This window comes from Streptomyces sp. NBC_01433, from assembly GCF_026340105.1.
GTDB lineage: Bacteria > Actinomycetota > Actinomycetes > Streptomycetales > Streptomycetaceae > Streptomyces.
This window is the reverse complement of the sequence record NZ_JAPEPM010000001.1, coordinates 189927-213266: the sequence shown is the minus strand read 5'-3', so window position 1 is coordinate 213266 and position 23340 is coordinate 189927. Positions and strand designations below refer to the sequence as shown.

The 23340-nt window shown below is 72.2% G+C and carries 17 protein-coding genes; 7 read left to right on the top strand and 10 right to left on the bottom strand.

Annotated features, from left to right (window positions below; all coding sequences use genetic code 11):
* The first annotated feature begins 105 nt into the window (after positions 1-105).
* The 3 genes from OG413_RS00830 (at position 106) to OG413_RS00820 (ending at position 6207) form a co-directional block, all read left to right on the top strand.
* Positions 106-3927, top strand: a complete 3822-nt coding sequence (locus tag OG413_RS00830) for a trypsin-like peptidase domain-containing protein (protein ID WP_266802360.1) — start codon at positions 106-108, stop codon at positions 3925-3927.
* 43 nt (positions 3928-3970) lie between these two features.
* Complete coding sequence (locus tag OG413_RS00825; protein ID WP_266802359.1) at positions 3971-4927, top strand: bifunctional riboflavin kinase/FAD synthetase; 957 nt, start codon at positions 3971-3973, stop codon at positions 4925-4927.
* A 116-nt stretch (positions 4928-5043) separates the two neighbouring features.
* Positions 5044-6207, top strand: a complete 1164-nt coding sequence (locus tag OG413_RS00820) for an XdhC family protein (protein ID WP_266802358.1) — start codon at positions 5044-5046, stop codon at positions 6205-6207.
* Positions 6208-6236: 29 nt separating this feature from the next.
* Here OG413_RS00820 and OG413_RS00815 read toward each other — a convergent pair whose 3' ends face one another.
* The 8 genes from OG413_RS00815 to eccE form a co-directional block, all read right to left on the bottom strand.
* Positions 6237-7235, bottom strand: coding sequence for an ABC transporter ATP-binding protein (locus OG413_RS00815; protein WP_266802357.1), 999 nt, complete (start codon positions 7233-7235; stop codon positions 6237-6239).
* The gene (locus tag OG413_RS00810; RefSeq protein ID WP_266802356.1) at positions 7232-8386 is read right to left on the bottom strand and encodes an ABC transporter ATP-binding protein; all 1155 of its coding nucleotides are present in this window, start codon (positions 8384-8386) and stop codon (positions 7232-7234) included. Before OG413_RS00810 ends, OG413_RS00815 begins: the two co-directional genes overlap by 4 nt.
* On the bottom strand, positions 8383-9303 hold the full coding sequence (locus tag OG413_RS00805) for an ABC transporter permease (protein WP_266802355.1): 921 nt from the start codon (positions 9301-9303) through the stop codon (positions 8383-8385). The genes OG413_RS00810 and OG413_RS00805 overlap by 4 nt, the downstream gene beginning before the upstream one ends.
* Entirely contained in the window at positions 9300-10391 is a 1092-nt protein-coding gene (locus OG413_RS00800) for an ABC transporter permease (RefSeq protein ID WP_266802354.1), read from the bottom strand. The genes OG413_RS00805 and OG413_RS00800 overlap by 4 nt, the downstream gene beginning before the upstream one ends.
* A gap of 3 nt (positions 10392-10394) precedes the next feature.
* Entirely contained in the window at positions 10395-12272 is a 1878-nt protein-coding gene (locus OG413_RS00795; protein WP_266802353.1) for an ABC transporter substrate-binding protein, read from the bottom strand.
* 198 nt (positions 12273-12470) lie between these two features.
* The gene (locus tag OG413_RS00790; RefSeq protein ID WP_266802351.1) at positions 12471-15371 is read right to left on the bottom strand and encodes an SCO5717 family growth-regulating ATPase; all 2901 of its coding nucleotides are present in this window, start codon (positions 15369-15371) and stop codon (positions 12471-12473) included.
* A gap of 393 nt (positions 15372-15764) precedes the next feature.
* Positions 15765-16487, bottom strand: coding sequence for a hypothetical protein (locus tag OG413_RS00785; protein WP_266802349.1), 723 nt, complete (start codon positions 16485-16487; stop codon positions 15765-15767).
* Positions 16487-17851, bottom strand: a complete 1365-nt coding sequence (gene eccE / locus OG413_RS00780; protein ID WP_266802347.1) for a type VII secretion protein EccE — start codon at positions 17849-17851, stop codon at positions 16487-16489. The genes OG413_RS00785 and eccE overlap by 1 nt, the downstream gene beginning before the upstream one ends.
* Before the next feature lie 222 nt (positions 17852-18073).
* On the opposite strand from eccE, the gene eccB reads away from it, so the two are divergent.
* From eccB to OG413_RS00760, 4 genes are all read left to right on the top strand, one after another.
* On the top strand, positions 18074-19618 hold the full coding sequence (eccB, locus tag OG413_RS00775; RefSeq protein WP_266802345.1) for a type VII secretion protein EccB: 1545 nt from the start codon (positions 18074-18076) through the stop codon (positions 19616-19618).
* Between the two features lie 46 nt (positions 19619-19664).
* The gene (mycP, locus tag OG413_RS00770; RefSeq protein WP_266802343.1) at positions 19665-20894 is read left to right on the top strand and encodes a type VII secretion-associated serine protease mycosin; all 1230 of its coding nucleotides are present in this window, start codon (positions 19665-19667) and stop codon (positions 20892-20894) included.
* A 259-nt stretch (positions 20895-21153) separates the two neighbouring features.
* Complete coding sequence (locus OG413_RS00765) at positions 21154-21504, top strand: hypothetical protein (RefSeq protein WP_073726642.1); 351 nt, start codon at positions 21154-21156, stop codon at positions 21502-21504.
* 52 nt (positions 21505-21556) lie between these two features.
* Positions 21557-21862 (top strand): WXG100 family type VII secretion target, encoded by a 306-nt coding sequence (locus OG413_RS00760; RefSeq protein WP_073726640.1) that lies wholly within the window; start codon positions 21557-21559, stop codon positions 21860-21862.
* Between the two features lie 71 nt (positions 21863-21933).
* Here OG413_RS00760 and OG413_RS00755 read toward each other — a convergent pair whose 3' ends face one another.
* Both OG413_RS00755 and OG413_RS00750 read right to left on the bottom strand, forming a co-directional pair.
* Positions 21934-22167, bottom strand: coding sequence for a DUF397 domain-containing protein (locus OG413_RS00755; RefSeq protein ID WP_266802339.1), 234 nt, complete (start codon positions 22165-22167; stop codon positions 21934-21936).
* Positions 22168-22260: 93 nt separating this feature from the next.
* On the bottom strand, positions 22261-23277 hold the full coding sequence (locus OG413_RS00750) for a hypothetical protein (protein WP_266802337.1): 1017 nt from the start codon (positions 23275-23277) through the stop codon (positions 22261-22263).
* Between the last annotated feature and the right edge of the window lie 63 nt (positions 23278-23340).

The window sequence follows — 23340 nt, the reverse complement described above, 5'->3', positions numbered from 1 at the left end:
TTCACCCCAATGGACGGGCGCTCGGAGTGAACGAGGGGTGCGCAGGGGGGCGCTTTCGTACCCTGCGCTTCTCGCACCGAACGTTGCCGACCTACCGTCTGAACCATGGGCAGCGGGGACCGGTCGAAGCTGGTAAAAATCTGCGATCGGGCCGGCCGGCCGAGAGGGACCGGATTCGTCGCGGACGATCGCGGAACGGTCGTCACCAGTCACCGGGCCGTCGCCTCCGACGCGCCTCTGGTGCTCCACGGGAGCGACGGCCGCACCTGTCCCGTCGGTCCCGACGACATCACCGCGCTGCCCGCGCTCGGCCTCGCCCTGGTGCGCACCGGCGGACCCGAAGCGCTCGGCACCGAACCGCTGCCCATCGCCGCTCGGGACCGGATCGAGGCGGGGACGTACGTCCGCATCGCCGCGCACGGCTGGCGCGAGGCCCGCGTGCTCGGTACGGCCCCCGCCACGTACACCGAAGGCGGCCGCGGCCACCCGGTCGGGGCGGCGCTGGAACTGGCCCTAGGCACGGACGGGCGCGACGCGCTGCGCTCGGGCGGGGCGGCCGTGGGCGGTCCGGTGACCGATCCCCGGACCGGTGCGGTCCTCGGCGTGCTCTGCACCGCCCTTCGCGCCGCCCACGAGGCGGCCGGGCTCGCCCTGCCGCTCGCCCCCGGCTCCGGCGGCGAGTTCGACGCCCTGCTGCGGCGCAACGCGATGAGCGTCCCCGGTTACGGACCCGACCTCAACCTCGCCGGTGCCCTCCAGCTCACCGCGACCTCGGTCGGCTCGGCGGGCGGCACGGGCGCCCGCACCGAACGGGTGGAGCGGGACGGGGTCCAGGCGGAGTTCACCGCCTTCGAGGACGGCACGGGGACGGTCCTCGGCCTCGTCGGTGCGCCCGGCACCGGCCGCACCACCGAACTGGCCGCCCTGGCCGCCCGCCGTGCCGGGGGCGAGGCACCCGCGCTCACCCTGTGGCTGCGCGGCGCCGATCTGCTGGCCGACGACACGTCCGTCGCCGAAGCCGTCGCCCGTACCCTCGCCCGGTCCGCACGGATCGTCACCGCCGCCGGGGCCCGGGGGGACATGGGGACGGCCACCCCCGAGCGGGTGGCCGCGCTGGCCGCGGCGGCGGGGCACCCGCTGCTCGTCGTGCTGGACGGCCCCGAGGAGATGCCCCCGCTGCTGGCCCACCGGCTCGCCGAGTGGACGGCGGGCACGGCCGACTGGCTGCGGCACCACGGGGCACGGCTGGTCGTCGCGTGCCGCCCCGAACACTGGGAGCGGGCCGGGTCGTTCCACCCGCCGGACACCCTGCACCGCCCCGTGCGGCCCGCCAGGGGGCTGCCGCCCGCGCTGCGCCTGGGCGACCTGACAGCGAGCGAGGCCGAGCGGGCCCGGGAGCGCTACGGCATCCCCGCCGGAGCCCTCGCCCCCGGCCACGACCGGCACCCGCTCACGCTCCGGCTGCTCGCCGAGGTGCGCGCGGCGCTGCCCCCGGACGTGGCGGGCCGGCCCGACACCGAGGACGTCTTCGGCGCCCACCTCGACCTCATGTGCGTCCGCGTCGCGGTCCGGATCGCGGCGGCGGCCGACCCGCAGCCCCGTGGCACCGCCGTACGCAGGCTGGCCGCCCGGGTGGCCGGGCAGGTCCACGAGGCGGCCCGGCGCTGTCTCGGACCGGGCCAGGGGGAGCTGGACCGGGCGGCGTTCGAGGAGATCTTCCCCTGGCGCACCGGCTGGGCCTCGGCGGTCCTCACCGAGGGCCTCCTGGTTCCGGCGGGCGCGGGCTACCGCTTCGCCCACGAGGAGCTGGGGGACTGGGTGCAGGGCGCGCACCTGGACCTGGACGCGGCGCTGCGGTCGCTGGTCCACCGTTGGCACACGGGGGAGGAGCGGACGGTGGCGGCGGTTCCGGCGGCCTCGCTGACCGCTTCGGCGGGCCCGGTCGTCCCGGTGGCCCCGGTGGCCCCGGTGGCCCCGGTGGTCTCCGGGCGGGGGTCCTTGCCGCGGCCCCGGCGGTCACGGCAGCCTCAGCCCCGTCAGCAGTCCCAGCAGCCCCGGTCTCTTCAGCGGTTCGGTGAGTCCCGTGAGTCCCGTGAGTCGGAGTCGGTGGGGTCGGCCCAGCAGCTCCATCGGCCCCCGTTGATCCAAGTGCCTCACCAGCCTCATCAGCCCCAGGCGCTCCACGAGTCCCCGGAGACGCTGGAGCCCCGCAGCCTGCCCGTGCCGAGGCATCGCATCGGACCGGTGATCCAGGCGATGCTGCTGCTGGGCCGCCGCCAGGGCACTTCCGCACTGGCGCACCGGATGGCCGACCTGATCGAGGCGCTGGACCGGCTCTCCCGCGACGACGGGCGGACGCGGGCGGACGAGGACGCGGGCTGGTGGGCCGCCCACCTCCTCGGCCAGTCACTGCTCGAAGTGCCCGACGCACGCCCCTATCTGGGCGTCCTGCGGGTGCTCGCCGGACGGATCACCCGGCGGTCCGCCGCCGGGGCAGGGCCGGCCGGGCTGGGGGCCTACACGGAGTTCGGGCCCTGGTTCTGGCGGCGGCTGCGGCTGCCCGAGGAGGACCGGATCGATCTGCTGCGGCGGCTCGTGCCCGCCGACGGAATCCCGCGCGCCGACGGGGACGAGCGGTACCTGGACGCCGTGGCCCGGCGGCTCGCCCTCGACCCGCCGACCGTGCAGAGGCTGCTGTGCCGCTGGTTCACCGACGAGCGCCCGCTGCCCGCCGGACAGGACGTGCCCCTGCGTCCCACGGTGGCCGCCGCCGCACAGGCTCTCCTGTACGCCCGCCGGGACCTGGCCGTGGACGAGCTGACCGACGCCCTGGTGGTGACGCCCCATCCGCGCGCCGCCGAACTCCTCGCCGCACTGGCCGAGGACGAGCCCGCCGCGCTCTGCCGGGCCGTGGAGCGCTGGGCGCGCGACGAGGACCGGCCCGCGCGGCGCCCGGCGGCCGCGCACTACGCCGCGCTGCTCGCGGAGCGCACCCTCGCCGACATCGACCGGGCCCTCCTGCGCGCCGCTGCCCTCGCCCTGCTGGCCCGCCGCTCGGACGGCGACCTGCACGGCCCGGCGCTCACCCTCCTCGTACGGGACCCGGAGACCCGGGACCGCCATATCGCCGAGGCCCTGCGGGTCTTCGCCGCGGGGGATCCCCGGCTGCCGGTGGCGCTGCTGGCCGAGGTGTTCCCGGCCCGCCCGGAGCCGGTGCTCGCCGCCCTGCGCGCCCGGCTGGTCCGGACCGGGGACGGCGCGGGTGAGGTGCTGCGGGAGCTGGCCGCGCTGGACGCGCCCGCCCTGGCGCTGCACGCCGCGGGGCTCGTACGGGCGTACATCGACAGCCACCCCGACGACGGCACGTACGCCGGCGAGTACGTGGACCTGCGGCTGGAGCACGGTCCCGCCGCCCGTGCCCTGCTGCTGCCCCTGGTGACCGGGCTGCTGCGGAACCGCCCCGTACCGCCAGTCGTGCGCGGCGCGCTCGCCCGGGTGCTCGCGGGGCCCGGAAGCACCGCTTCCAGGCCGCTGCGGGCCGAGCTGCTGGAGGTCCTGCTGGAGTTCGAGCAGGACAGGGGGCGGGACGCGGAGGTGCTCGACGCGCTGTTGCGGGCCGCCGCGACGGGATCGGGCCACCGGCCGGAAGTACGGACGAGAGCGCTGGTGCACCGCACCGGGATGCTCCTGGTGCGGACCCCGGAGGGTGCGGCCCGCTTCGACCGGAGCCTCGTCGAGCTCGCTCGTGACGTGCCCGGTTTCGCCGCACTGGTCATCGGCTGGCTGGCCGACGCCCCGCAGGAATGGGCGGCGGTCGTGGGCCCGAGCGCGCGGCGGACGGTGGAGGCGCTGGAGGCGTCTCGGCCCGCGATCCCGATGCCGATGCAGGCCGCGGGACGTGAGCATGGCAGTCTTAGACCTGCGTAATCGACATACACACGTACACAGGTTCGGGCGAGGAGCGGTCACAGTGCAGCGCTGGCGTGGCTTGGAGGACATCCCCCAGGACTGGGGACGCAGCGTCGTCACCATCGGCTCCTACGACGGCGTGCACCGCGGGCACCAGCTGATCATCGGCCGGGCCGTGGAACGGGCGCGCGAGCTGGGCGTTCCGTCCGTCGTCGTGACCTTCGACCCGCACCCCAGCGAGGTCGTCCGCCCCGGCAGCCACCCGCCGCTGCTCGCCCCGCACCACCGGCGTGCCGAGCTGATGGCGGAGCTGGGCGTGGACGCGGTGCTGATCCTGCCCTTCACGACCGAGTTCTCGAAGCTGTCGCCGACCGACTTCATCGTGAAGGTGCTGGTCGACAAGTTGCACGCGCAGGCCGTCATCGAGGGGCCGAACTTCCGTTTCGGCCACAAGGCGGCGGGGAACGTGGCGCTGCTCACCGAGCTGGGCGCCACCTATGACTACACCGTCGAGGTCATCGACCTCTATGTGAGCGGTGCGGCGGGCGGCGGTCAGCCGTTCTCCTCCACGCTCACCCGCCGTCTGGTCGCCGAGGGCGACGTGGCGGGCGCCGCCGAGATCCTCGGCCGGCCGCACCGGGTCGAGGGCATCGTGGTCCGCGGCGCGCAGCGCGGCCGTGAGCTGGGCTTCCCCACGGCGAACGTGGAGACCCTGCCGCACACCGCGATCCCCGCCGACGGCGTCTACGCGGGCTGGCTGCACGTGAACGGCGAGGCGATGCCCGCCGCGATCTCCGTGGGCACGAACCCGCAGTTCGACGCCACCGAGCGGACCGTCGAGGCGTACGCGATCGACCGGGTGGGCCTGGATCTGTACGGGCTGCACGTGGCCGTGGACTTCCTCGCGTACGTACGCGGCATGCTGAAGTTCGACTCGGTCGACGACCTCCTGGTGGCGATGGCCGCCGACGTGAAGCGTTGCAGCGAGCTGATCGCGGCGTACGACCGCGCTGTCTGACCGCGCGTACGGCCGCACCGCCTGATCGCGTGTACTGCCGGGCCATCTGATCCCCGTTCCGTCGTCGCGTGTCCCGTCGTCGCGCGTTCCGCCGCCGGGCGGCGGATGCTGGCAGGGTGCGTGACATCCTTCCCGAACTCCGCGACTGGCACGCGGCCGGTACGCCCTTCGCCCTGGCGACCGTGGTGGCCGTCCACGGCAGCGCGCCCCGTGAGCCCGGCGCCGTGATGGCGGTGAGCGCCGACGGCGCGGTGCTGGGCAGCGTGTCCGGGGGCTGCGTCGAGAGCGATGTGTACGAGGTGGCCGACGAGGTGCTCGCCTCGGGCCGACCGCGGCTGCGGTCGTACGGGATCAGCGACGGCGAGGCCCTGGGCGTCGGTCTGACCTGCGGCGGCACGATCGAGGTCCTGGTGCGGGCCTGCGTCTCGGCCGCCGACCGGGGCCGGTTGCGGGAGGTCATGGACCTCGTGGCCGCCCACGAGCCGGTGGCCGTGGCCACGCTCCTGCCGCGGGCCGCTCCGGTGGAGACCTCGGACGCGGTGCCGGGAGAGGCCGGGGCGCCCGCGGCCACCCTGGTGGTCCTGGGGGACCGTACGGCGGGCTCCCTCGGCGCCGAGGGGCTCGACGCGGCCGTCACCGACGACGCCCGCGGGCTGCTGGCCCAGGGCGCCACAGGGGTGCAGCGGTACGGGGCGCACGGCCAGCGCCGGATGCAGGAGGTGTCCGTCTTCGTCCAGACGTACGCCCCGCCGCCCCGCATGCTCGTCTTCGGTGCCATCGACCATGCCGCGGCCACCGCGCGGATCGGCTCGTTCCTCGGCTACCGGGTCACGGTCTGCGACGCCCGTCCGGCCTTCGCCACCCGGGAACGCTTCCCGTCCGCCGACGAGGTCGTCCGCGCCTGGCCGCACACCTATCTGGAATCGACCGCCGTCGACGCCCGCACGGTGATCTGTGTGCTCACGCACGACCCGAAGTTCGATGTCCCCCTGCTGATCGCCGCGTTGCGGACGCCCGCCGCCTACATCGGGGTCATGGGCAGCCGCCGTACCCACCTCGACCGGACCGCCCGGCTCCGCGAGGCCGGGGTGGGCGACGCGGAACTGGCCCGCCTCGCCTCACCCGTCGGCCTCGACCTCGGCGGCCGTACCCCGCAGGAGACGGCGGTCTCCATCGCCGCCGAGATCATCCAGCACCGCTGGGGCGGCACCGGCCGCCCGCTGGGCGAGCTGGCGGGCGCCATCCACCACGGAGCCCCGGACGGCCCGGACGACGGCTGAGGGGGCGGCCCAGCCTGCGTGCCGGTCAGTCAGGCCGGGGACGTCTCCTTCGAGCCCGCCGCGGCCCAGTGGCACGCCACCTGGGTGGCGGCACCCCCGTCGAGCACCGGCAGATCCTTCGTACGGCACGCGTCCGCCACCCCCGCCCGTTCGGCCTCGCCCGAGGCGAGGACCTGGCAGCGGGCGTGGAACCGGCAGCCCGACGGCACCTTCGACGGGTCCGGCGGCTCACCGGTCAGAATCACCGGCTCGCCCTCCGCCTCCGGCAGCACGGACAACAGGGCCTTGGTGTACGGATGCTGAGGGGTCGTCAGTATCTGTTCGACCGGGCCCGTCTCGACGATCCGGCCCAGGTACATCACCGCCACCCGGTCCGCGATGTTCCACGCCAGACCGAGATCGTGCGTCACGACCAGCGCGGAGAGCCCCAGTTCGTCGCGCAGCCGCAGCAGCAGGGCCAGGATCTCGCCGCGCACCGAGGCGTCCAGCGAGGCCACCGGCTCATCGGCGACGATCAGTTCGGGCTCCAGGACGAGGGCGCCCGCGATGACGACGCGCTGGCGCTGACCGCCCGACAGCTCGTGCGGGTAGCGCAGGAAGAACCGCTCGGGCGGTCGCAGCCCCGCCCGGGACAGCGCCTCGGCCACCGCGGCCCGCTCGTCACCGGCGTACCCGTGGATGCGCAGCCCCTCCGCCACCGCGTCGTACACCGTGTGCCGGGGGTTGAGCGAGCCGCTGGGGTCCTGAAGGACCAGCTGCACGCGTTTTCGGTACGCCTTGAGCGCGCGGCCCGAGTAGTCGAGCGGTGCGCCGCCGAACGTGACCCGGCCGGAGCTGGGCGGTACCAGGCCCAGCAGGGAGCGGGCCAGGGTCGTCTTGCCGCAGCCCGACTCGCCGACCAGGGCGACGATCTCGCCGGGCCGGATGTCCAGGTCGACGCCGTCCACGGCACGCGCGGTGGCCGCACCGCGCCGGCCGGGGAAGGTGACCTTCAGCGCCTCGGCGCTGAGCAGGGGGGTGATGGTCATGTCGTGCTCCCGACTTCCTCGGCTCCGGGCCGGCCGGAATCCGTACCCGGCGCCGCGGACTCGGTCACCGGCAGACCCGCCGGCCCTGCGGACTCGGCGACCGGTACCGCGCCCTCGGTCACCGGCAGGCCCACCGGCACCACGACGGCCCCCGGTGCCACCAGGACACAGGCCGCCCGCCGCCCGGCCCCGGCGTCCCGCAGCTCCTGGTCCCCGGTGGCGCAGGAATCCAGCGCCACCGGGCACCGCGGATGGAACGTACAGCCGGACGGCAGCGCCGCCGGGTCCGGCGGGTCGCCCGGCAGGCCGCGCGGGGCGTGCCGGGAGGCGAGGTCGCCGATCCTCGGGAACGCGGCCGACAGGGCCTTGCCGTACGGGTGCCGGGCGTTCTCGTACACCTGCTTGGCCGGGCCCTCCTCGACGACCCGGCCCGCGTACATCACGGCCAGCCGGTCACAGGTGTCGGAGAGCACCGCCAGGTCGTGGCTGATCATGATCAGCCCGAGGTCCTGTTCGGCGACGAGCTGTTCGATCAGCCGCAGGATCTGCGCCTGGATCATCACGTCGAGCGCCGTGGTCGGCTCGTCGGCGACGATCAGGCGCGGGTCGCAGGCCAGCGCCATGGCGATCATGACGCGCTGGCGCTGGCCGCCGGACAGCTCGTGCGGATACGCCTGCGCACGGGCCGCAGGCAGCCCCACCTGCTCCAGCAGTTCACCGGCCCGCTTCCTGGCCGCCGCGGCGGTGGACTTCTTGTGCAGCAGGATCGGCTCGGCGATCTGGTCCCCGACGCGGTGCACCGCGTTGAGCGAGTGCATCGCGCCCTGGAAGACGATCGACGCCCCGGCCCAGCGCACCGCCCGCAGCCGGCCCCACTTCATGGCGAGGATGTCCTCGCCGTCCAGCAGGATCTCGCCGGACAGGGAGGCCGAGGCGGGCAGCAGCCGCAGCAGGGCGAGCGCCAGCGTCGACTTCCCGCAGCCCGACTCCCCGGCGATGCCGAGCTTCTGGCCCGCCTCGACGCGCAGATCGATGCCGCGCACGGCGGGCACGGCCGAGGCCCCGGAGCCGTAGGTGACCCGCAGGTCCCGGACTTCGAGCAACGGCTGCCCGGTCGTGGGCTTCGTCGTGATGGTGGTCGTGGCGGTCAACGGGTCACCCCCAGCTTGGGGTTGAGCACGGTCTCGATGGTGCGGCCGCACAGCGTGAACGCGAGGGCGACGACCGCGATGGCGAGTCCGGGCGGGGCGAGGTACCACCAGTTGCCGGAGCTGACCGCACCGGCCTCACGGGCGTCCTGGAGCAGCCCGCCCCAGGAGACGATCGTGGGATCGCTGAGCCCGAGGAAGGCGAGGGTCGCCTCGGTGAGGATGGCGGTGGAGATGACCAGCGTGGTCTGGGCGAGCACCAGCGGCATCACATTGGGCAGCACATGGCGGGACATGATGTGGCTGTGGCCGCCACCGAGCGCCTTGGAACGCTCGATGTACGGCCGGGACTCGACGGACAGCGTCTGCGCCCGGACCAGCCGGGCGGTCGTGGGCCAGGTCGTCACGCCGATCGCGAGGATCGTCGTCCAGATGGACCGCGACAGGACCGTGGCCAGCGCGATGGCGAGGACCAGCGTCGGCATCACCAGGAACCAGTCGGTGATCCGCATGATGACGGTCCCGTACCAGCCCTTGAAGTGTCCCGCCGTGATCCCGACCAGGGTCCCGATGGCCACCGACAGGAACGCCGCGAGCAGTCCGACGGTCAGCGAGACCCTCGTACCCCACACCAGCAGCGCGAGCAGGCTGCGCCCGAACTGGTCGGTGCCCAGCGGGAACTGTCCGCTCGGTGACTCCAGGGGGCCGCCCGGCGCCTGGGTGACGCTCTGCGAGTCGGCGCCCACCAGCAACGGGGCGGCCAGCGCGATCAGGGCGATCAGCGCGAGGACGGCCAGGCCGACGAGGCCCGCCCGGTGGCTGCGGTACTGCTGCCAGAAGTCGGCCGCCGCCCGGCGCCTGCGGGCCCGGTTGAGTGCGCGCGGGCCGCTGTTCTTCACGGCATCGGTCGAAGTCGTCATCGGCCCACCCGGGGATCGAGCAGCGGATAGATCACATCGGCGAGCGTGTTCATGATGATCACCGCGGCGGCGAAGACGAAGAACAGCGCCTGCACCAACGGCAGATCGGGCACGCTCAGCGCCTGGTAGAAGAGCCCGCCGAGCCCCGGCCAGGAGAACACGGTCTCCACCAGGATGGCGCCCGCCACCGTCGTGCCCAGGTTCACGAAGAGCAGGGTCACGGTCGGCAGCATCGCGTTCGGCACGGCATGGCGGCGGCGTACGAGGTCGTCGCGCAGCCCCTTCGCGCGGGCCGTCGTCAGATAGTCGCTGCCCATCTCGTCGAGCAGCGAGGAGCGCATCACCAGCAGGGTGCGCGCGTACTCGACGGCGACGAGAGTGACGACCGGCAGCACCATGTGGTGGGCGACATCGAGGACGTAGTCGAAGCCGCTCGTGTTGCCGGACTCCATGCCACCGGTCGGGAAGAGCCCGGGAATCGGGCCGATGCCCACCGACAGCGTGATGATCAGCAGCAGGCCGAGCCAGAACGAGGGCACGGAGTAGAGCGTCAGCGCGAGGGCCGTGTTGGCGCGGTCCCCGACGGAGCCGCTGCGCCAGGCGGACCGGGCGCCCAGCCAGATGCCGATCACCGTGTAGAGCACGAAGGCGGTGCCGGTGAGCAGCAGCGTCGCGGGCAGCGCCTCGCTGATCTTGTCGATGACGGGGGCGCGAAACTGGTACGACGTACCGAAGTCCCCGGTGAGCGCCTTGCCGCAGTATTCGGTGAACTGCTGCCAGAGCGGCAGGTCGAGGCCGAACTCGCGGCGCATCGCGGCGATCTGCTCCGTGGAGACCTGTCGGCCGCCGGTCATCTGCTTGACCGGGTCGCCGGGAATCAGCCGGAACAGGAAGAAGCTGGTGACGAGTACGGCGAACAGGGAGACGGCCGCGCCGGCCAGCTTGCCCGCCACATAGCGGAGATAGGCGGTGGTGCTGCGGGATCGCGGACCGCGGGCCGACGGCCCGGCCGGAGCCGGGTCGTCGGATTCCGCACCGTCCACGCCCGCCGCGCCCTTCATGAGCGCGGGAGTGCTTTCTGTGCTCATGGACTATTCACGGTCTTCCGCGGTGGAACGACGACGCATGGCGAACAGGAGTCCGCCACCGGCGAGGACGACGACGGCGACACCGACACCGATGAGCACCCCGGTGGAGCTGCCACCGGAGTCGTCGGAGCCGGCGGAGGCGCCATCGGCCGGAACCGCCGACCACCAGCTCCAGTAACCGTCCTGGCCGTAGATGTTGCCCGCGTCCGAGGGCATCGTCGTGATCGACTTGATCTGGTCGGTGCGGTACGCCTCGACCGCGTTCGGGTACGCCATGACGTTCATGTACCCGGTGTCGTACAGCCGCGACTCCATCTGCTTGACGAGAGTGGCGCGCTTGGCCGCGTCGTACTCGACGTTCTGCTTCTTGTAGAGCTCGTCGAACTGCTTGTCGCAGATGAAGTTGTCGGTCGCGGCCGACTCCTTCGGCTTGGACGGCAGCGCGGCGCAGGTGTGGATCGACATCACGAAGTCGGGGTCCGGGTTGACGGACCAGCCGTCGAAGGCGAGGTCGTACTCACCGGCGTACCAGGGGTCGGAGACGTTGTCGAGACAGTCGACCTTCAGACCGATGCCGAGGTCGCCCCACCACTCCTGGAGGTACTTGCCGACCGCCTTGTCGTTCGGGTCGGTGGCGTGGCACAGGATGCGGAAGTCGAGCGGCTTGCCGTCCTTGCCGACGCGCTTGCCGTCGCCGTTCTTCTTGTAGCCGGCGTCGTCGAGCACGGCCGCGGCCTTCGCCGGGTCGTACGCCAGTTTCTGATCGGCGGCGGGCTTCCAGAAGTAGTCGGAGAAGCGCGGCGGGATGTAGCCCTCGCCCTCCACGGCGTGGCCCTGGAAGACCTTGTCGATGATGGTCGCGCGGTCTACGGCCATGAAGAGCGCCTGACGGACCTTCTGGTCGAGCAGGGCGGGGTGGCCGTCGCCGAACTTCTCGCCGTCCTTGGTGCGGGCGCCCGGGTTGACGGCCAGCGCGTAGAACCGCCTGCCCGGCGCGTCGTTCACCCTGATGTCGGGGGCGCTCTTGAGGGACGCCGACTGGGCGGGCGTCAGGCTGGGACTGCCCGCGACGAAGGAGACCTCACCCTTGCGCAGGGCGGCGACGGCCGCGTCCTGGTCCTTGTAGTAGCGGAAGACGATCTCGTCGAACTTCGGCGAACCGCGCCAGAAGTCCTTGTTGGCCTTCAGCTTCACAAAGCTGTCGACCTTGTAGTCCGTGAGGATGAACGGCCCGTTCCCGACGATCGGGAACTTGGTGTCGTTGTTGAACTTGGAGAAGTCGGAGACCTTCTCCCAGACGTGCTTCGGGACGATCGGCACATCGAGCGCGGCCATCGTGGCCTGCGGTTGCTTCAGTTGGATGACCAGCTTGTCCGCGCTGGGCGCGGTCACCTTCTGGAAGTTGGCGACGAAGTTGCCGTTGGCCGTGGCGGCGCCCTCGTCGGTCATCATCTTGTTGAAGGTCCACGCGGCGTCCTCGGCGGTGGCCTTCCGGCCGTCGGACCACTTCGAGTCCGACCGGATCGTGTACGTCCAGGTCAACTTGTCCGCGGACGGCTCCCACTTGGTGGCGAGCCCGGGGACCGCGTGATTGTCCTTGGGGTCGTAGTTGGTCAGGTAGTCGTACATAAGCCGGTAGACGCTCGTACTGACCAGGCGCTGAGCGAGGAATGGGCTCAGGGAGTCGACGCTCTGCGCGACCGCGACCGTGAGCGTCGTCCTGCCGCTGTCGGCGGCCTGCGCCTGCGAGGGCGCGGGTGTGAGGGGATTCCCGGGAACTACCGATCCGGCGGCGAGCGCCAGTGCGGCGGCGCCGGAGGCCAGAAGAACGCGCATGCGGCGGCGTGGCCGGGAGGAGCGTGGTGGAACTCTTGTGACCATGGGACGTGGACCTCGCGTCATGACTCGCTCGGAGAAGGCGGGTAGAGCTCTGGTTCGCCAGCTGGTGAAGCGAAGGTTTATCAGCGGTGGCCGAGTCGCGTCAACGGTCCGCCAAACCGTGTGTGGGCTGCGGGAATACGTGCAGGGCCCGCACCGTGGGAACGGTGCGGGCCCTCATTGGTTTAGACCTCTACTGCCTCACTGCTGAGGCGCCGGCGGCGGCTGCGGAGGAGTCTGCTGCCAGCCCGCGGGCGGTACGGGGCCCCGCAGTTCGTTCTGACCACCAGGCTGTCCGGCCGGCGGGGGCGGGCCTTCCGGGCTCGCGCCCGACTGGGCCTGCGAGGGCAGCGACTGCTGCTGCCAGCCGTTCTGCTGCCAGTTCTGCTGGGCGCCGGGGCCCGGCTGCGGGGGATACGGCTGCTGCGGGGGCCGCTGCTGGGGGGCCTGAGGTCCCCCGTACGGCGGCTGCCCGCCATAGGGCTGTTGGGGGTACGGCTGTCCCGGCTGCGGCTGCTGCGGCGGGTAGGGCTGCTGTCCCGGCATGGGCTGTCCCGGCTGCTGTCCGGGCATGGGCTGACCGGGCTGCTGCTGTCCGGGCATGGGCGGGGCGAACTGTGGCGGCATGGAGCCGTCCGACGTCCACAGCCCCTGCTGCTGCTGGGCGCGTGAGAAGTCCTCGGCGACCATCGCGGAGAGGTGGAAGTACGCCTCGCGGGTCTTCGGCCGCATCATGTCGAGGTCGACCTCGGCGCCCGCGGACAGATGTTCGTCGAACGGTACGACGACGACGCCCCGGCAGCGCGTCTCGAAGTGCTGCACGATGTCGTCGACCTTGATCATCTTGCCGGTCTCGCGCACCCCGGAGATGACCGTGATGGAACGCTGCACCAGATCCGCGTAGCCGTGCGCGGACAGCCAGTCCAGCGTGGTCGACGCGCTGGACGCGCCGTCGACGGACGGGGTCGAGATGATGATCAGCTGGTCGGCGAGGTCCAGCACTCCACGCATCGCGCTGTAGAGGAGACCGGTGCCCGAGTCGGTGAGGATGATCGGGTACTGCTTGCCGAGCACCTCGATCGCGCGCCGGTAGTCCTCGTCGTTGAACGTCGTGGAGACCGCCGGGTCCACGTCGTTGGCGATGATCTCCAGCCCGGAGGGCGCCTGCGAGGTGAACCGGCGGATGTCCATGTACGAGTTGAGGTACGGGATCGCCTGCACCAGGTCACGGATGGTGGCCCCGGTCTCGCGGCGCACCCGGCGGCCGAGGGTACCGGCGTCCGGGTTGGCGTCGATGGCGAGGATCTTGTCCTGCCGCTCGGTCGCCAGCGTCGAGCCCAGCGCCGTCGTCGTCGTGGTCTTGCCGACACCGCCCTTGAGGCTGATGACGGCGATCCGGTAGCAGGAGAGCACCGGAGTGCGGATCAGCTCCAGCTTGCGCTGACGCTCGATCTCCTCCTTCTTGCCGCCCAGCTTGAAGCGGGACACCCCGGACGGAGTGCGGCTGCTCTTGGCCTTCTGCTTGCCCCGGACCAGACGGTCGGAGGAGAGCTCGACGGCGGCCGTGTAACCGAGCGGTGCGCCGGGCACGGAACGCTCGCGCTGGTCATGGGTGACCGGCGTGGGCCAGCCGGTGCCGGTACGCGGGTCGACGGGCGGGGCCTGCGGACCGGGCTGCTGGGGTGTCTGTTGCTGCGGCGCCTGCTGCTGGGCCGGGAAGTGCTGCTGCGGCTGGTACGGCTGCGGCGCTGTCGGGGCGATCGGTGCGGGCAGGTTGGGCGAGCCCTGGACCGGCTGCTGCGCGGGGAGCGGGGCGGCCCCCTGGGCGGGGAACGAGGGGTGGGGCGCTTGGGGTGCCTGGGGCGCCTGTGGTGCTTGCGGGAACCCGTATCCGCCCTGCTGCTGCGGGAATCCGTACCCGCCGACGGCCTGCGGGGCCTGCGGCGGCAGCGGTGCGCCCTGGCCGGGGAACTGCTGCTGTTGCGGGGGCTGCTGGGGTTGCTGAGGGTGTTGCACCTGCTGGGCCGGGTGGGCCTGCGGTGCCTGGTGGGGTACGTGGGCAGCCTGGGCCGGCTGGGGGAAACCGTATCCGCCGGGCGCCTCGTTCGTGGGCCCCGGAGCGGGCCACTGCGCCGCGGACTGCGGTGCGGTGGGCTGTGGCGCCGCGGGCTGGAAGGCGGGCGGCAGTGGCGGCAGGGCGCCCGCGGCGGGCGGCGCGGGGGACCACGGCGCCGGAGCGGCGGCCTGCGGTACGTCCTGGGGCACCGCGTCCGTCACGGCGAGCGGGCGTGCGTCGGCCGGAGCCGTCGGGTCCGTCGGGTCTGTCGCGGCGGGGACCTCGTCCGCCGGGGCGTCGGGGCTGCCGGCGTTCCCGGGTTCCTCCGTGCCTCCCGTGTTCCTGGGGTCCTCGGCCACCGCGTCGGCATCCGGGCCCGCGTCAGGGGTGTTCTCGTCGCGGTCCGCGGCGCCCGTCGCGTCCGGCGCCTCGTTCTCCGGGGCACCGGCCTCGGCAGCCTCACGCGTACCGCTGTCAGGAGCACCGCTGTCAGGAGCACCGCCGTCCGGCCCGGAGTCACCGGCATCCGGTGACGGGGCGGCCGCCGCCTCGCGCTCCGCGATCTCCCGCTTCAGCGCGGCGGGGGAGAACCGCATCGTCGCGCCGCTCTCCAGATCGCCGCCACCGGCCCCCACCCCCGCGGAAGGCGCCGGCGCGGGCACCGGCGCGGCAGGAGGGGCGGCCTCGGGAGACGGCACCGACGGAGTCGGCACCGAAGAGGCAGGGGCCGAAGAGGCAGGGGCCGAAGGAGACGCGGGTGCCGAAGGAGGCGTCGCCGGAGCGGGCGGCGCGGGTGCCCAGTTGGGGTCGAAGCCTCCCGCGGCCGGCGGTCCCGGTACGGACACCGGCGCCCCGTGCGGCGGCGGAGGCGGCGCCAGATGAGAACCGGAACCGCCCGACGAATCCCCCGTCGCGTTCTGCGTGTACCAGGCGGGCGGGGTGTAGTCGATGGTGAACTCACCCGTCATCTCGGCGGGATCCGCGTCGGACGACTCGTCGACGGGCGTGTTCCATCCCCCGCGGATCTCGTCCCGATCGCCGTTCACTTTGCCTCCTGGTGTGGTCGAGCACCCGTGTGCCGTGGGGGGTGGGGGTGTCCGTTCCCGGCGTTCGTTCCGCCCGGCTCTCCCCCTGGGACGCGCAATGCCTGTCCGCAGGTTCTGCTGCCACGCCCGGACCCACCCTAATCGCCATCGGGCTCTCTACGGCAGGCCGTACGGCAAGGCAAGGTCTGTCCCGTACGTCACCCGCCGCCCCCGAGCGAACGGGGAGGGATACGGGGCACGAACCGAAAGCGGTACGAATGCGGAACGTTCCGTGCAAGCCGATCGCGTGAATCCACGCAGTGTCGTGCCGTACCGTGCCGTGTCGTGCGGCGAGGCACGACACGGCGCATCGCGGGCACATCACGGCGCGACAAGGCGCATCACGACGGACATTCAGTCCATCCGGCGGGCGCTGCCCAGCAATCCGGTCTCGGCATCGGTCGCCTGCGTCATCACGAACTGCCGGTCCCGGTCCGTGCACCACAGCGTGACGCCGTCGGCCAGCGTGGACAGCGCCTGAGCCTCGGCGGGCGCCAGATTCATGATCCGGCCGATCTGCGCCGCTTCGTCCGGGGACACCCGCTGGATGCCGACGAGCGCCGACTTCTCCATCAGCCGCGGTGCCACCGGGCTGAGATAGGGCAGCAGCGTCACCACCGACTGCCAGGGTCCCGACACCACCCGGCCTCGCGGCGGCCGCATTCCGCAGTCGCGCACCACGACGACCGGCGAACCGGCCGACGCGCCCTGCGGCGGCACCCGTCCCACGTCGTGCAGCGAGACGCAGGGCTGCCCGCCGCCCGCCGCCTGGGCGAGCCCGGTCCAGGCCTGGGCCCGGCCGGTCTCCACCGCGATCCGGGCACCGGTCGCGGCGGCGCGCAGCGCCAGTACCTGCGCCGTCCACAGACCGCCGATCAGCGTGACCTCGTACGGAGTGGGCCGGTTGATGCCCAGAACCGCCGGGCGTCCTTCGGCGTCGACCCCGATCACCGTGCCGTCGTCACCGACCGGCAGGCCGAGCGAGGCCAGTTGGTCGAAGGAGATGGCGTGCCGGCCGCGGCGCGGACCGATGAGGCCGAAACCCAGCCGGGTCCGATTGCCGGTAGAGGTGGACATCAGCGGGTACCTCCGAGCGGCAGGGTGGCCAGCACTCCGGGCAGCTGTTCACGGTCCAGCCGCACCAGCGCCGTCTTCACACCGCGCGCGGTGCGCTCCAACTCATGGCGGGAGGCCAGGAGTTCCTCGTCACTGCGGCCCGTGATCCGGATATGCCCGGTGACCGAGACCTCCGAGCGGTCCCCGTGCCCGAGCGTCAGGCTGAACGTGGTGGCCAGCGCCGGGATCGAGGTGAGCAGGGCCACCAGCTGCGGCATCGACGCACCGCCGCCGCCCAGCTGCGGCCAGCGGCCCACCCAGTAGGTGGTGTGCCGCCGGTCGTCGCAGCGCCAGGTGCGCGAGGTCTCCTCGGTGCGCCGTCCGGGCGTCTCCGCCCGGCTCGCCTGCGCCATCGCCAGCGGGCTGACACACGCCGACGTCGCGATGGCCGATGTCAGCTCCTGCTCGGTGAGCACCGTCGCCCGGAATCCGGCCCCGGTCAGCCGGCTGGCCAGCTGATCGGCTGCCCGCACCACGCACTTCTGGGCGCCGACGATTCCGCCGCCCCGCGCCTGGACGGCCTCCGGGCACAGCTCCGGGTCCAGCTTGAGCGCGATCCAGGTGATCCGGAGCGCCGGGGAACCCGTCTGGGCCTGCAACGGGGCGTAGTTGCGCGCGGCGACGGACTGCTGCGGCAGATGCGGCGCGGGCGCGGGCTGGGTGTGCTGGACGATCTGCGCGGACTCCAGCCGGATGCCGTCGACGTCCAGTACGTCCCGTACGAGCGTCAGGGGCAGCGGGTGTGCCGACCGGTCGGGCCGCAGCGCCGTGGCGGCCGACTCGACCTGGACGAGCGCCGTGACGAACGTACCGTCACCGATCATGCCGACCGGCCGCCGGTCGCGGTCGCTGAAGGAGTACGTACGCAGCGCCGGGTCGCACTCGACGGCGGGCGCGAGACCGGGCTCGGTGTCCGGGGGCAGCACGAGTGCGGCTGCCCGGCGGGTGCGGGCCCGCAGCGCGAGGACCGTACCCAGCCATTCCGGCAGCGAGCGGCGGTGTCTGCGGACCACGGCGAGCACCACCAGCAGCGCGGCGAGCACCCCGGCGGGGGCGAGCAGCAACGGCTCGATCACCCAGGCGGCGAGCAGCAGCGCGGCGGCGATTTCGATCAGTACGAACTGTTGCAATCGGAACGAACCGAAGTGTCCGGCGCGTCCGTTCAGTCGTGGTGCGGCCGGTCCGCCGGACCCCGGGGGGCCATCGGAGGACCTTCGGGACGGGGAGCGCGAACCCCTGCGCGAGGCCGGTGGCTCCCCTGCTCCGGGTGCCCCGGAGGGCCCCCCGTTCCCGGCCGGACGTGTCCGCGTCGCGGAAGCCATCATTCCGGCATTCCCCCGTTCATAAGGCCCCAACTCAACCCGATCGCCCCTGTACCACCGGGGGCTTGGAGGCTGGATCACCCTACCCGCCCCACAGGCACTCGACTTCAGCAGGCATAGTAGGGGCCGGTCCGGCACCAGGGTCCGGCATCGGGGGTCCGGCACGGCGGCAGGGGTGTGTCCGCTCCTGGGCCGCGCGGGGAGACACGGGAGACAGACAGACTCATGGCATCACGGCGGGATGAGCTCAACGCGTACACCTTTGCGAAGAAGCGCACGGTCGCGGCATTCCTCCAACCGTCGCCCACGGGTACCGAGGAGGGCGCCCCGCGGCCGTTGCGGGCGGTCCTCCCGAGCCTGATCGTCGGCGCGCTGATCCTCGCGGGATTCGGCGCCTGGGGCATGTTCAAGCCCACGGCACCCAAGGGCTGGGACAAGCCGGGCACCAAGGTGATCGTCGGCAAGAGTTCCACCACCCGCTACGTGGTGCTCCCCACGGGCAAGGGCAAGGACAGGAAGAACCTGCTCCACCCGGTGCTCAACCTCGCCTCGGCCCGGCTGCTGCTCACCCCGCAGCAGTTCGCCGTGATCCAGGTCGCCGACAAGATCCTGGACTCGGGCACGCCCCCGCGCGGGCCGATCCTCGGCATTCCGTACGCCCCCGACCGGCTGCCCGAGGCGACGGACGCGGGCACCGCCAAGCAGTGGGCCGTGTGCGAACAGCCCGGCGGCAAGGGCAACACCGTGCAGAAGGCGGCATTCGTCCTCGCCAAGCGCGACCACAAGCTGACCGAGGGCAAGAAGCAACTCGGCGGCGGACAGGTGCTGTACGTCCAGGGTCAGGACAAGACCCGCTACCTGGTCGACGCGGGCGGCACGAAGTACCGCGTCAACGAGGTGGCGACCGACAACGGACACCTGACCAACGCCCTGGTCGGCAGCAGGCAGCCGCAGTCCGTCACCGACGACTGGCTGGCCACCCTGCACGAGGGCAGCCCCATCGTCTTCCCGCAGATCCCCGGCACCATCGGCGCCCCCGCGCACATCGAGGGCCAGCTGTCCGCCGAGGAGAACAAGGTCGGGATGGTCCTCAAGACCCGTACCGGCGAAGGCACCGCCCACTACGTGGTGCTCCAGGGCGCGGTCCAGCCCATCTCCGAATTCACCGCCTGGCTGCTGATCAACTCCCCGCAGACCGCCACCCTGAACCTGGCCAGTGAGGCCCGCGCCGCCGACCTCCAGGACTTCGTCCCGGACGCCCGGACCTTCGCCGGACAGGCCCCGCGCTGGCCCGCCCACAAGGCCGAACAGGTCAACTCGACCGGGGGCGGCGGCAGTCGGGACACCGTCTGCAGTGTGCTGCGCAAGGTCGACGAGCGCGGCCGTACGACGCTGAGCACCTGGGCGGGCACCGAATACCCCGCCTCCATCAACGCCGGTGGCACCAGCACCTACGTCACCCCCGGCAGCGGCCTCCTCTACACCCAGGTCCAGGGCAAGCAGACCCGCCCCGACGGTTCGCTCTTCCTGGTCACCGACACCGGGCTGCGGTACGCCGTCCAGGCCAATGGCGACAGCGACGCGAAGCGCTCCGACATCGGCACCGGCGGCCAGCAGACCCAGGACGGCCGCCCCGAGGCCAGCCAGGCCCAGATCCGGCTCGGCTACGAGAAGGTCACCCCCTCGCTCGTACCCATCGAATGGTCGGACTTCCTGTCCAAGGGCCCCCGGCTCGACACCAACAGCGCCCGCCAGCCCCAGGGCTCGTAAGCCACCCGTTCGACAGTCGCTCGCGGGACTCGGGGGAGAGGAACAGATGTTGTACCGGAAGACCGTGCTGTTCACGGCGGCGGCCGCCGCGCTGGCCGTGCTGGCGGCGCCTCAGGCCGCCTACGCCGCCGGGGGCCCCGAAGCCCCGGGCGGCCTCGGGATAGACGGCAGCGGCGAATGCACCTTCCCGATGAAGGAGCAGTTCGAGGGCAGGCCCTGGCCGCTCCAGCGCGTCATGCTCGACGAACTGTGGCAGGACACCAAGGGCAAGGGCGTCCGGATCGCGGTCATCGACACCGGGGTGGACAACGCCAATCCGCAGCTCAAGTCCGCCGTGGACACCTCCGCCGGCCGTAATCTCCTCCAGGGCGGCAAGGCGGACGGGACCACCGACGAGGTCGGTCACGGCACCAAGGTCGCCGGCATCATCGCCGCGCGTCCCGCCAAGGGCACCGGATTCGTCGGACTGGCTCCCGAGGCCACCATCATCCCGATCCGGCAGAACGACGAGAAGAACAGCGGCAAGGACACCACGATGGCCACCGCGATCGAGCACGCGCTCGCGAAGAAGGCCGACGTCATCAACATCTCCCAGGACACCACCAAGCCGCTGACGCCCGACTCGGCGCTGGGCGTGGCCGTGGCCGAGGCGATCTCCCGGGGCGTCGTCGTCGTCGCCTCGGCGGGCAACGACGGCATGGACGGCAAGCGGAAGAAGACCTACCCGGCCGCCTTCGCCGGAGTCCTCGCCGTCGCCTCCTCCGACCGCAACAACGAACGCGCCGCATTCTCGCAAGCCGGTGAGTTCGTCGGCGTCGCCGCACCGGGCGTCGACATCGTCTCCACCGTCCCGGGCTTCGGCCAGTGCACCGACAACGGCACCAGTTTCTCCGCGCCGTACGTGGCCGGAGTCGTCGCCCTCCTGGTCGCCAAGTACCCCGCGTGGTCGCCCGCCCAGATCATCGCCCGCATCGAGCAGACCGCCGAGCGGTCCGTCACCGGCCACGACGCCTTCGTCGGCTGGGGCGTCGTCGACCCGGTCAGAGCTCTCGCCGGGGACAAGGACGACATCCCGCAGGAGGCGGCCCGCCCGGACCCGGCACCGCCCAGGGCGCTCGCTCCCGAGCCGGCGCACCTGGCCATGTCGGAGACCTCGCAGGAGCGCAGCGAGCGATACGCCACCTACGCGCTGGCCCTGGCGGCGGTTCTGGTCTCGGTGGTGGCGGGCACGGCGACGGTCGTCCGTGATGTCCGGCGACGACGCGTTTTGCGCTGAGAGCGCCGCCGCGTGAAGTAGATCTCTCCTATAAACCGCAGTTGGGGAGAGATGACGAAGTGACTAGGGTGGTAGCAGACTTCACGTGTGTGACGGGGGAACGAGAAGTGGCCGAGTCCGATTTCAGAGCGTGGGAACAGCGCCACGCGCTTCTTGGGCCTTGCATATACCCCACTCCTTATCCGGAGCACACGGGGGCAAGAGGAAGCCTGACCGCGCCCTGCGGACAGGCTCGGGAACTGAGAGATAGGACCTCCGGATGACCAACCCCGCCGCTGGTTTCGGACTCGCCGACGATCCGATCATCCAGGCGAAGAACAAGATCGTCGACACGGCCGACGCGGTGTCCAAGCAGGCCCGCGAACTGGCCGACATCCTGGCGACGGTCAGCGCGGGATGGACGGGTGTCGGTGCCTCGGGATTCACGACTGCGCAGGTCACGATCAACGAGGACCACGACGAGATCCGGCGCCTGCTCCAGGTGCTGCTCAACGCCGTGGGCCAGACCAAGAACCTCAGCAACGCCAACGACGACGAGGTCCGCGCGGCCTTCAACGCGGTGAAGGAGTCGGCGTCCTCCTCCAACACGTCCGGCCTGAACGGCGTCTGAGCAAAACCGCCGCACCCTTTACCGCACACGCTGAGCACAGAGGAGAACACTGATGGCTGGGGACCCGAACACCAAGGTCAGGTACGAGAGCGTTCAGGAGATGGCGAACCGCATCCGTGTGGTGTCGCGCAACATCATCAAGGACCTCGAAGAGATGGACGCCGCCCTCAAGGTCGTCACCGACACCTGGGACGGTGACGCCCACGGCGAGTACGTCAACCTGCAGAGCAAGTACAAGGGCCGGGCCGACCACATGCAGAAGCGGCTGGACCAGGTAGCCAAGATCATCGAGTCCGGCAAGGACAGCTACCGCTCCACCGACGTGAAGGCCTCGCGCTACTTCACCGAGGCGTTCTGACCCACGCGTCCACGCACGGACGAGAGGGGCACGCTCCCACCGGAGCGTGCCCCTCTCGCGTTGTCCGACCACTACTTCAGGTCGAACTCGCCGTCACGGGCGCCCAGAACGAACGCGGTCCACTCGGCCTCCGTGTACCGCAGCACGGTCTCCGGATCCAGTGAGGACCGCATCGCCACGGCCCCGCCCGGCAGATGCGCGATCTCGACGCGCTCCTCCGCCTGCTCCGTACCGGGGGCACTGAGCCACTCCACCCCCGAGATGTCGAGCGCGTACAGCTCGTCCTTCTCCGCTTGCGTGCCCATCAGTTGCCTTTCCTCTCGTGCGGCGGGAACGTGCTCCTCGCCCGTTGCAGGCTATCTCCGTACACCGGCAACGGGGGTGGAGTCGGACCCCGTTCACGGGGCCGTGGTGGAGCAGCCGAAGTTCTTGCCCGCGGTGGTGACGAAGTCGGCGAAGACGGCCTTGGGGGAGGGGGTGTCAGGCGATTCGAGGGCGGCCGTGTACGTGGGACCGAGCTCCATCGAGAAGTACGTCGGTGTGCCCGAGCAGTCGGCCACCACGTGCCTTTCGTCGAAGCCCGAGACGCGCAGGCCCGCGATCCGCGGCTGTTCCCCGAAGCCGGGGGAGGTGGTGATCGCTTCCAGGACGCGCGGTTCCCGCGTCACGGCGTAGGTGGCGTGCCCGCTCACCTCGCAGGCCCAGGTGGGGCCGGTCCGCCCCTGGACCCTCTGGCGTGCCGCTTCCCTTCCCGCGGCCGGGCCGGGGAAGGCCAGGCCCTTGATGCCGCACACCGCGTCCTCCGGGATCTTCTGGGCGGCCGGGACGGCCGGGAGGGTGCCGGGTGCGGTGAGCGGCCGGTCCGGCGCGCACCCCGCCCGTTCCGCCGCCCTGTTCGCCACGTCGGTCAGGAGCCCGGCCAGCGCCGTGGGGTCGGAGCCCTGGGGGGCGTAGCCCTCGATGATGGCCGGGGCCGCCTTCGCGCAGCCGGCCGGCAGGAGCACCCAGCCGTGGTCCCTGCCCACTCCGCCGGTCGCCGGTCCGGAGAAGAAGGACGCCGTGGCGGGAGAGGGCCAGCGGCCGTCGGTGAACGCGAAGTCGCCCCGCTCGTGGGTCCCCGAGATCCTCAGGCGCCCCTTGTCCGCCCCGGGCAGGAAGGACGAGGCCTCGACGGTGCAGGAGAACTCCACTGCGTCGCCCGGCCGGACGTCCGGGCCGTCCCCGTCGGAGATACGGCCGCCCCCGGACAGCACCGAGTCGGCCCGCGCCGTGGACACGAGGCCCCCGCACACGGCGTCGCCGGTGACGAGATTGGTATTCAGCCACACGTGGACGGCCGCGAGCACGACACCGAGCGCCAGTACCGGAGCGATCCACTTCCACCGGGGTGCCCGGTTGCCCTTGCCTCGCGTCATGTCCTACTTCCTCGTGCGCAGCGCCAGTACGCCCGCGATCCCTGCCGAGGCAGTGGTGCTCCC

Excerpts from the sequence above, each read along its gene's own strand:
- OG413_RS00760 (WP_073726640.1), top strand. The coding sequence starts at position 21,557 with ATGGCTGGGGACCCGAACACCAAGGTCAGGTACGAGAGCGTTCAGGAG.
- OG413_RS00785 (WP_266802349.1), bottom strand. The coding sequence starts at position 16,487 with ATGTCCACCTCTACCGGCAATCGGACCCGGCTGGGTTTCGGCCTCATC.
- eccE (WP_266802347.1), bottom strand. The coding sequence starts at position 17,851 with ATGATGGCTTCCGCGACGCGGACACGTCCGGCCGGGAACGGGGGGCCC.
- eccB (WP_266802345.1), top strand. The coding sequence starts at position 18,074 with ATGGCATCACGGCGGGATGAGCTCAACGCGTACACCTTTGCGAAGAAG.
- OG413_RS00815 (WP_266802357.1), bottom strand. The coding sequence starts at position 7,235 with ATGACCATCACCCCCCTGCTCAGCGCCGAGGCGCTGAAGGTCACCTTC.
- OG413_RS00805 (WP_266802355.1), bottom strand. The coding sequence starts at position 9,303 with ATGACGACTTCGACCGATGCCGTGAAGAACAGCGGCCCGCGCGCACTC.
- OG413_RS00795 (WP_266802353.1), bottom strand. The coding sequence starts at position 12,272 with ATGGTCACAAGAGTTCCACCACGCTCCTCCCGGCCACGCCGCCGCATG.
- OG413_RS00765 (WP_073726642.1), top strand. The coding sequence starts at position 21,154 with ATGACCAACCCCGCCGCTGGTTTCGGACTCGCCGACGATCCGATCATC.
- OG413_RS00800 (WP_266802354.1), bottom strand. The coding sequence starts at position 10,391 with ATGAGCACAGAAAGCACTCCCGCGCTCATGAAGGGCGCGGCGGGCGTG.
- mycP (WP_266802343.1), top strand. The coding sequence starts at position 19,665 with ATGTTGTACCGGAAGACCGTGCTGTTCACGGCGGCGGCCGCCGCGCTG.
- OG413_RS00830 (WP_266802360.1), top strand. The coding sequence starts at position 106 with ATGGGCAGCGGGGACCGGTCGAAGCTGGTAAAAATCTGCGATCGGGCC.
- OG413_RS00750 (WP_266802337.1), bottom strand. The coding sequence starts at position 23,277 with ATGACGCGAGGCAAGGGCAACCGGGCACCCCGGTGGAAGTGGATCGCT.
- OG413_RS00755 (WP_266802339.1), bottom strand. The coding sequence starts at position 22,167 with ATGGGCACGCAAGCGGAGAAGGACGAGCTGTACGCGCTCGACATCTCG.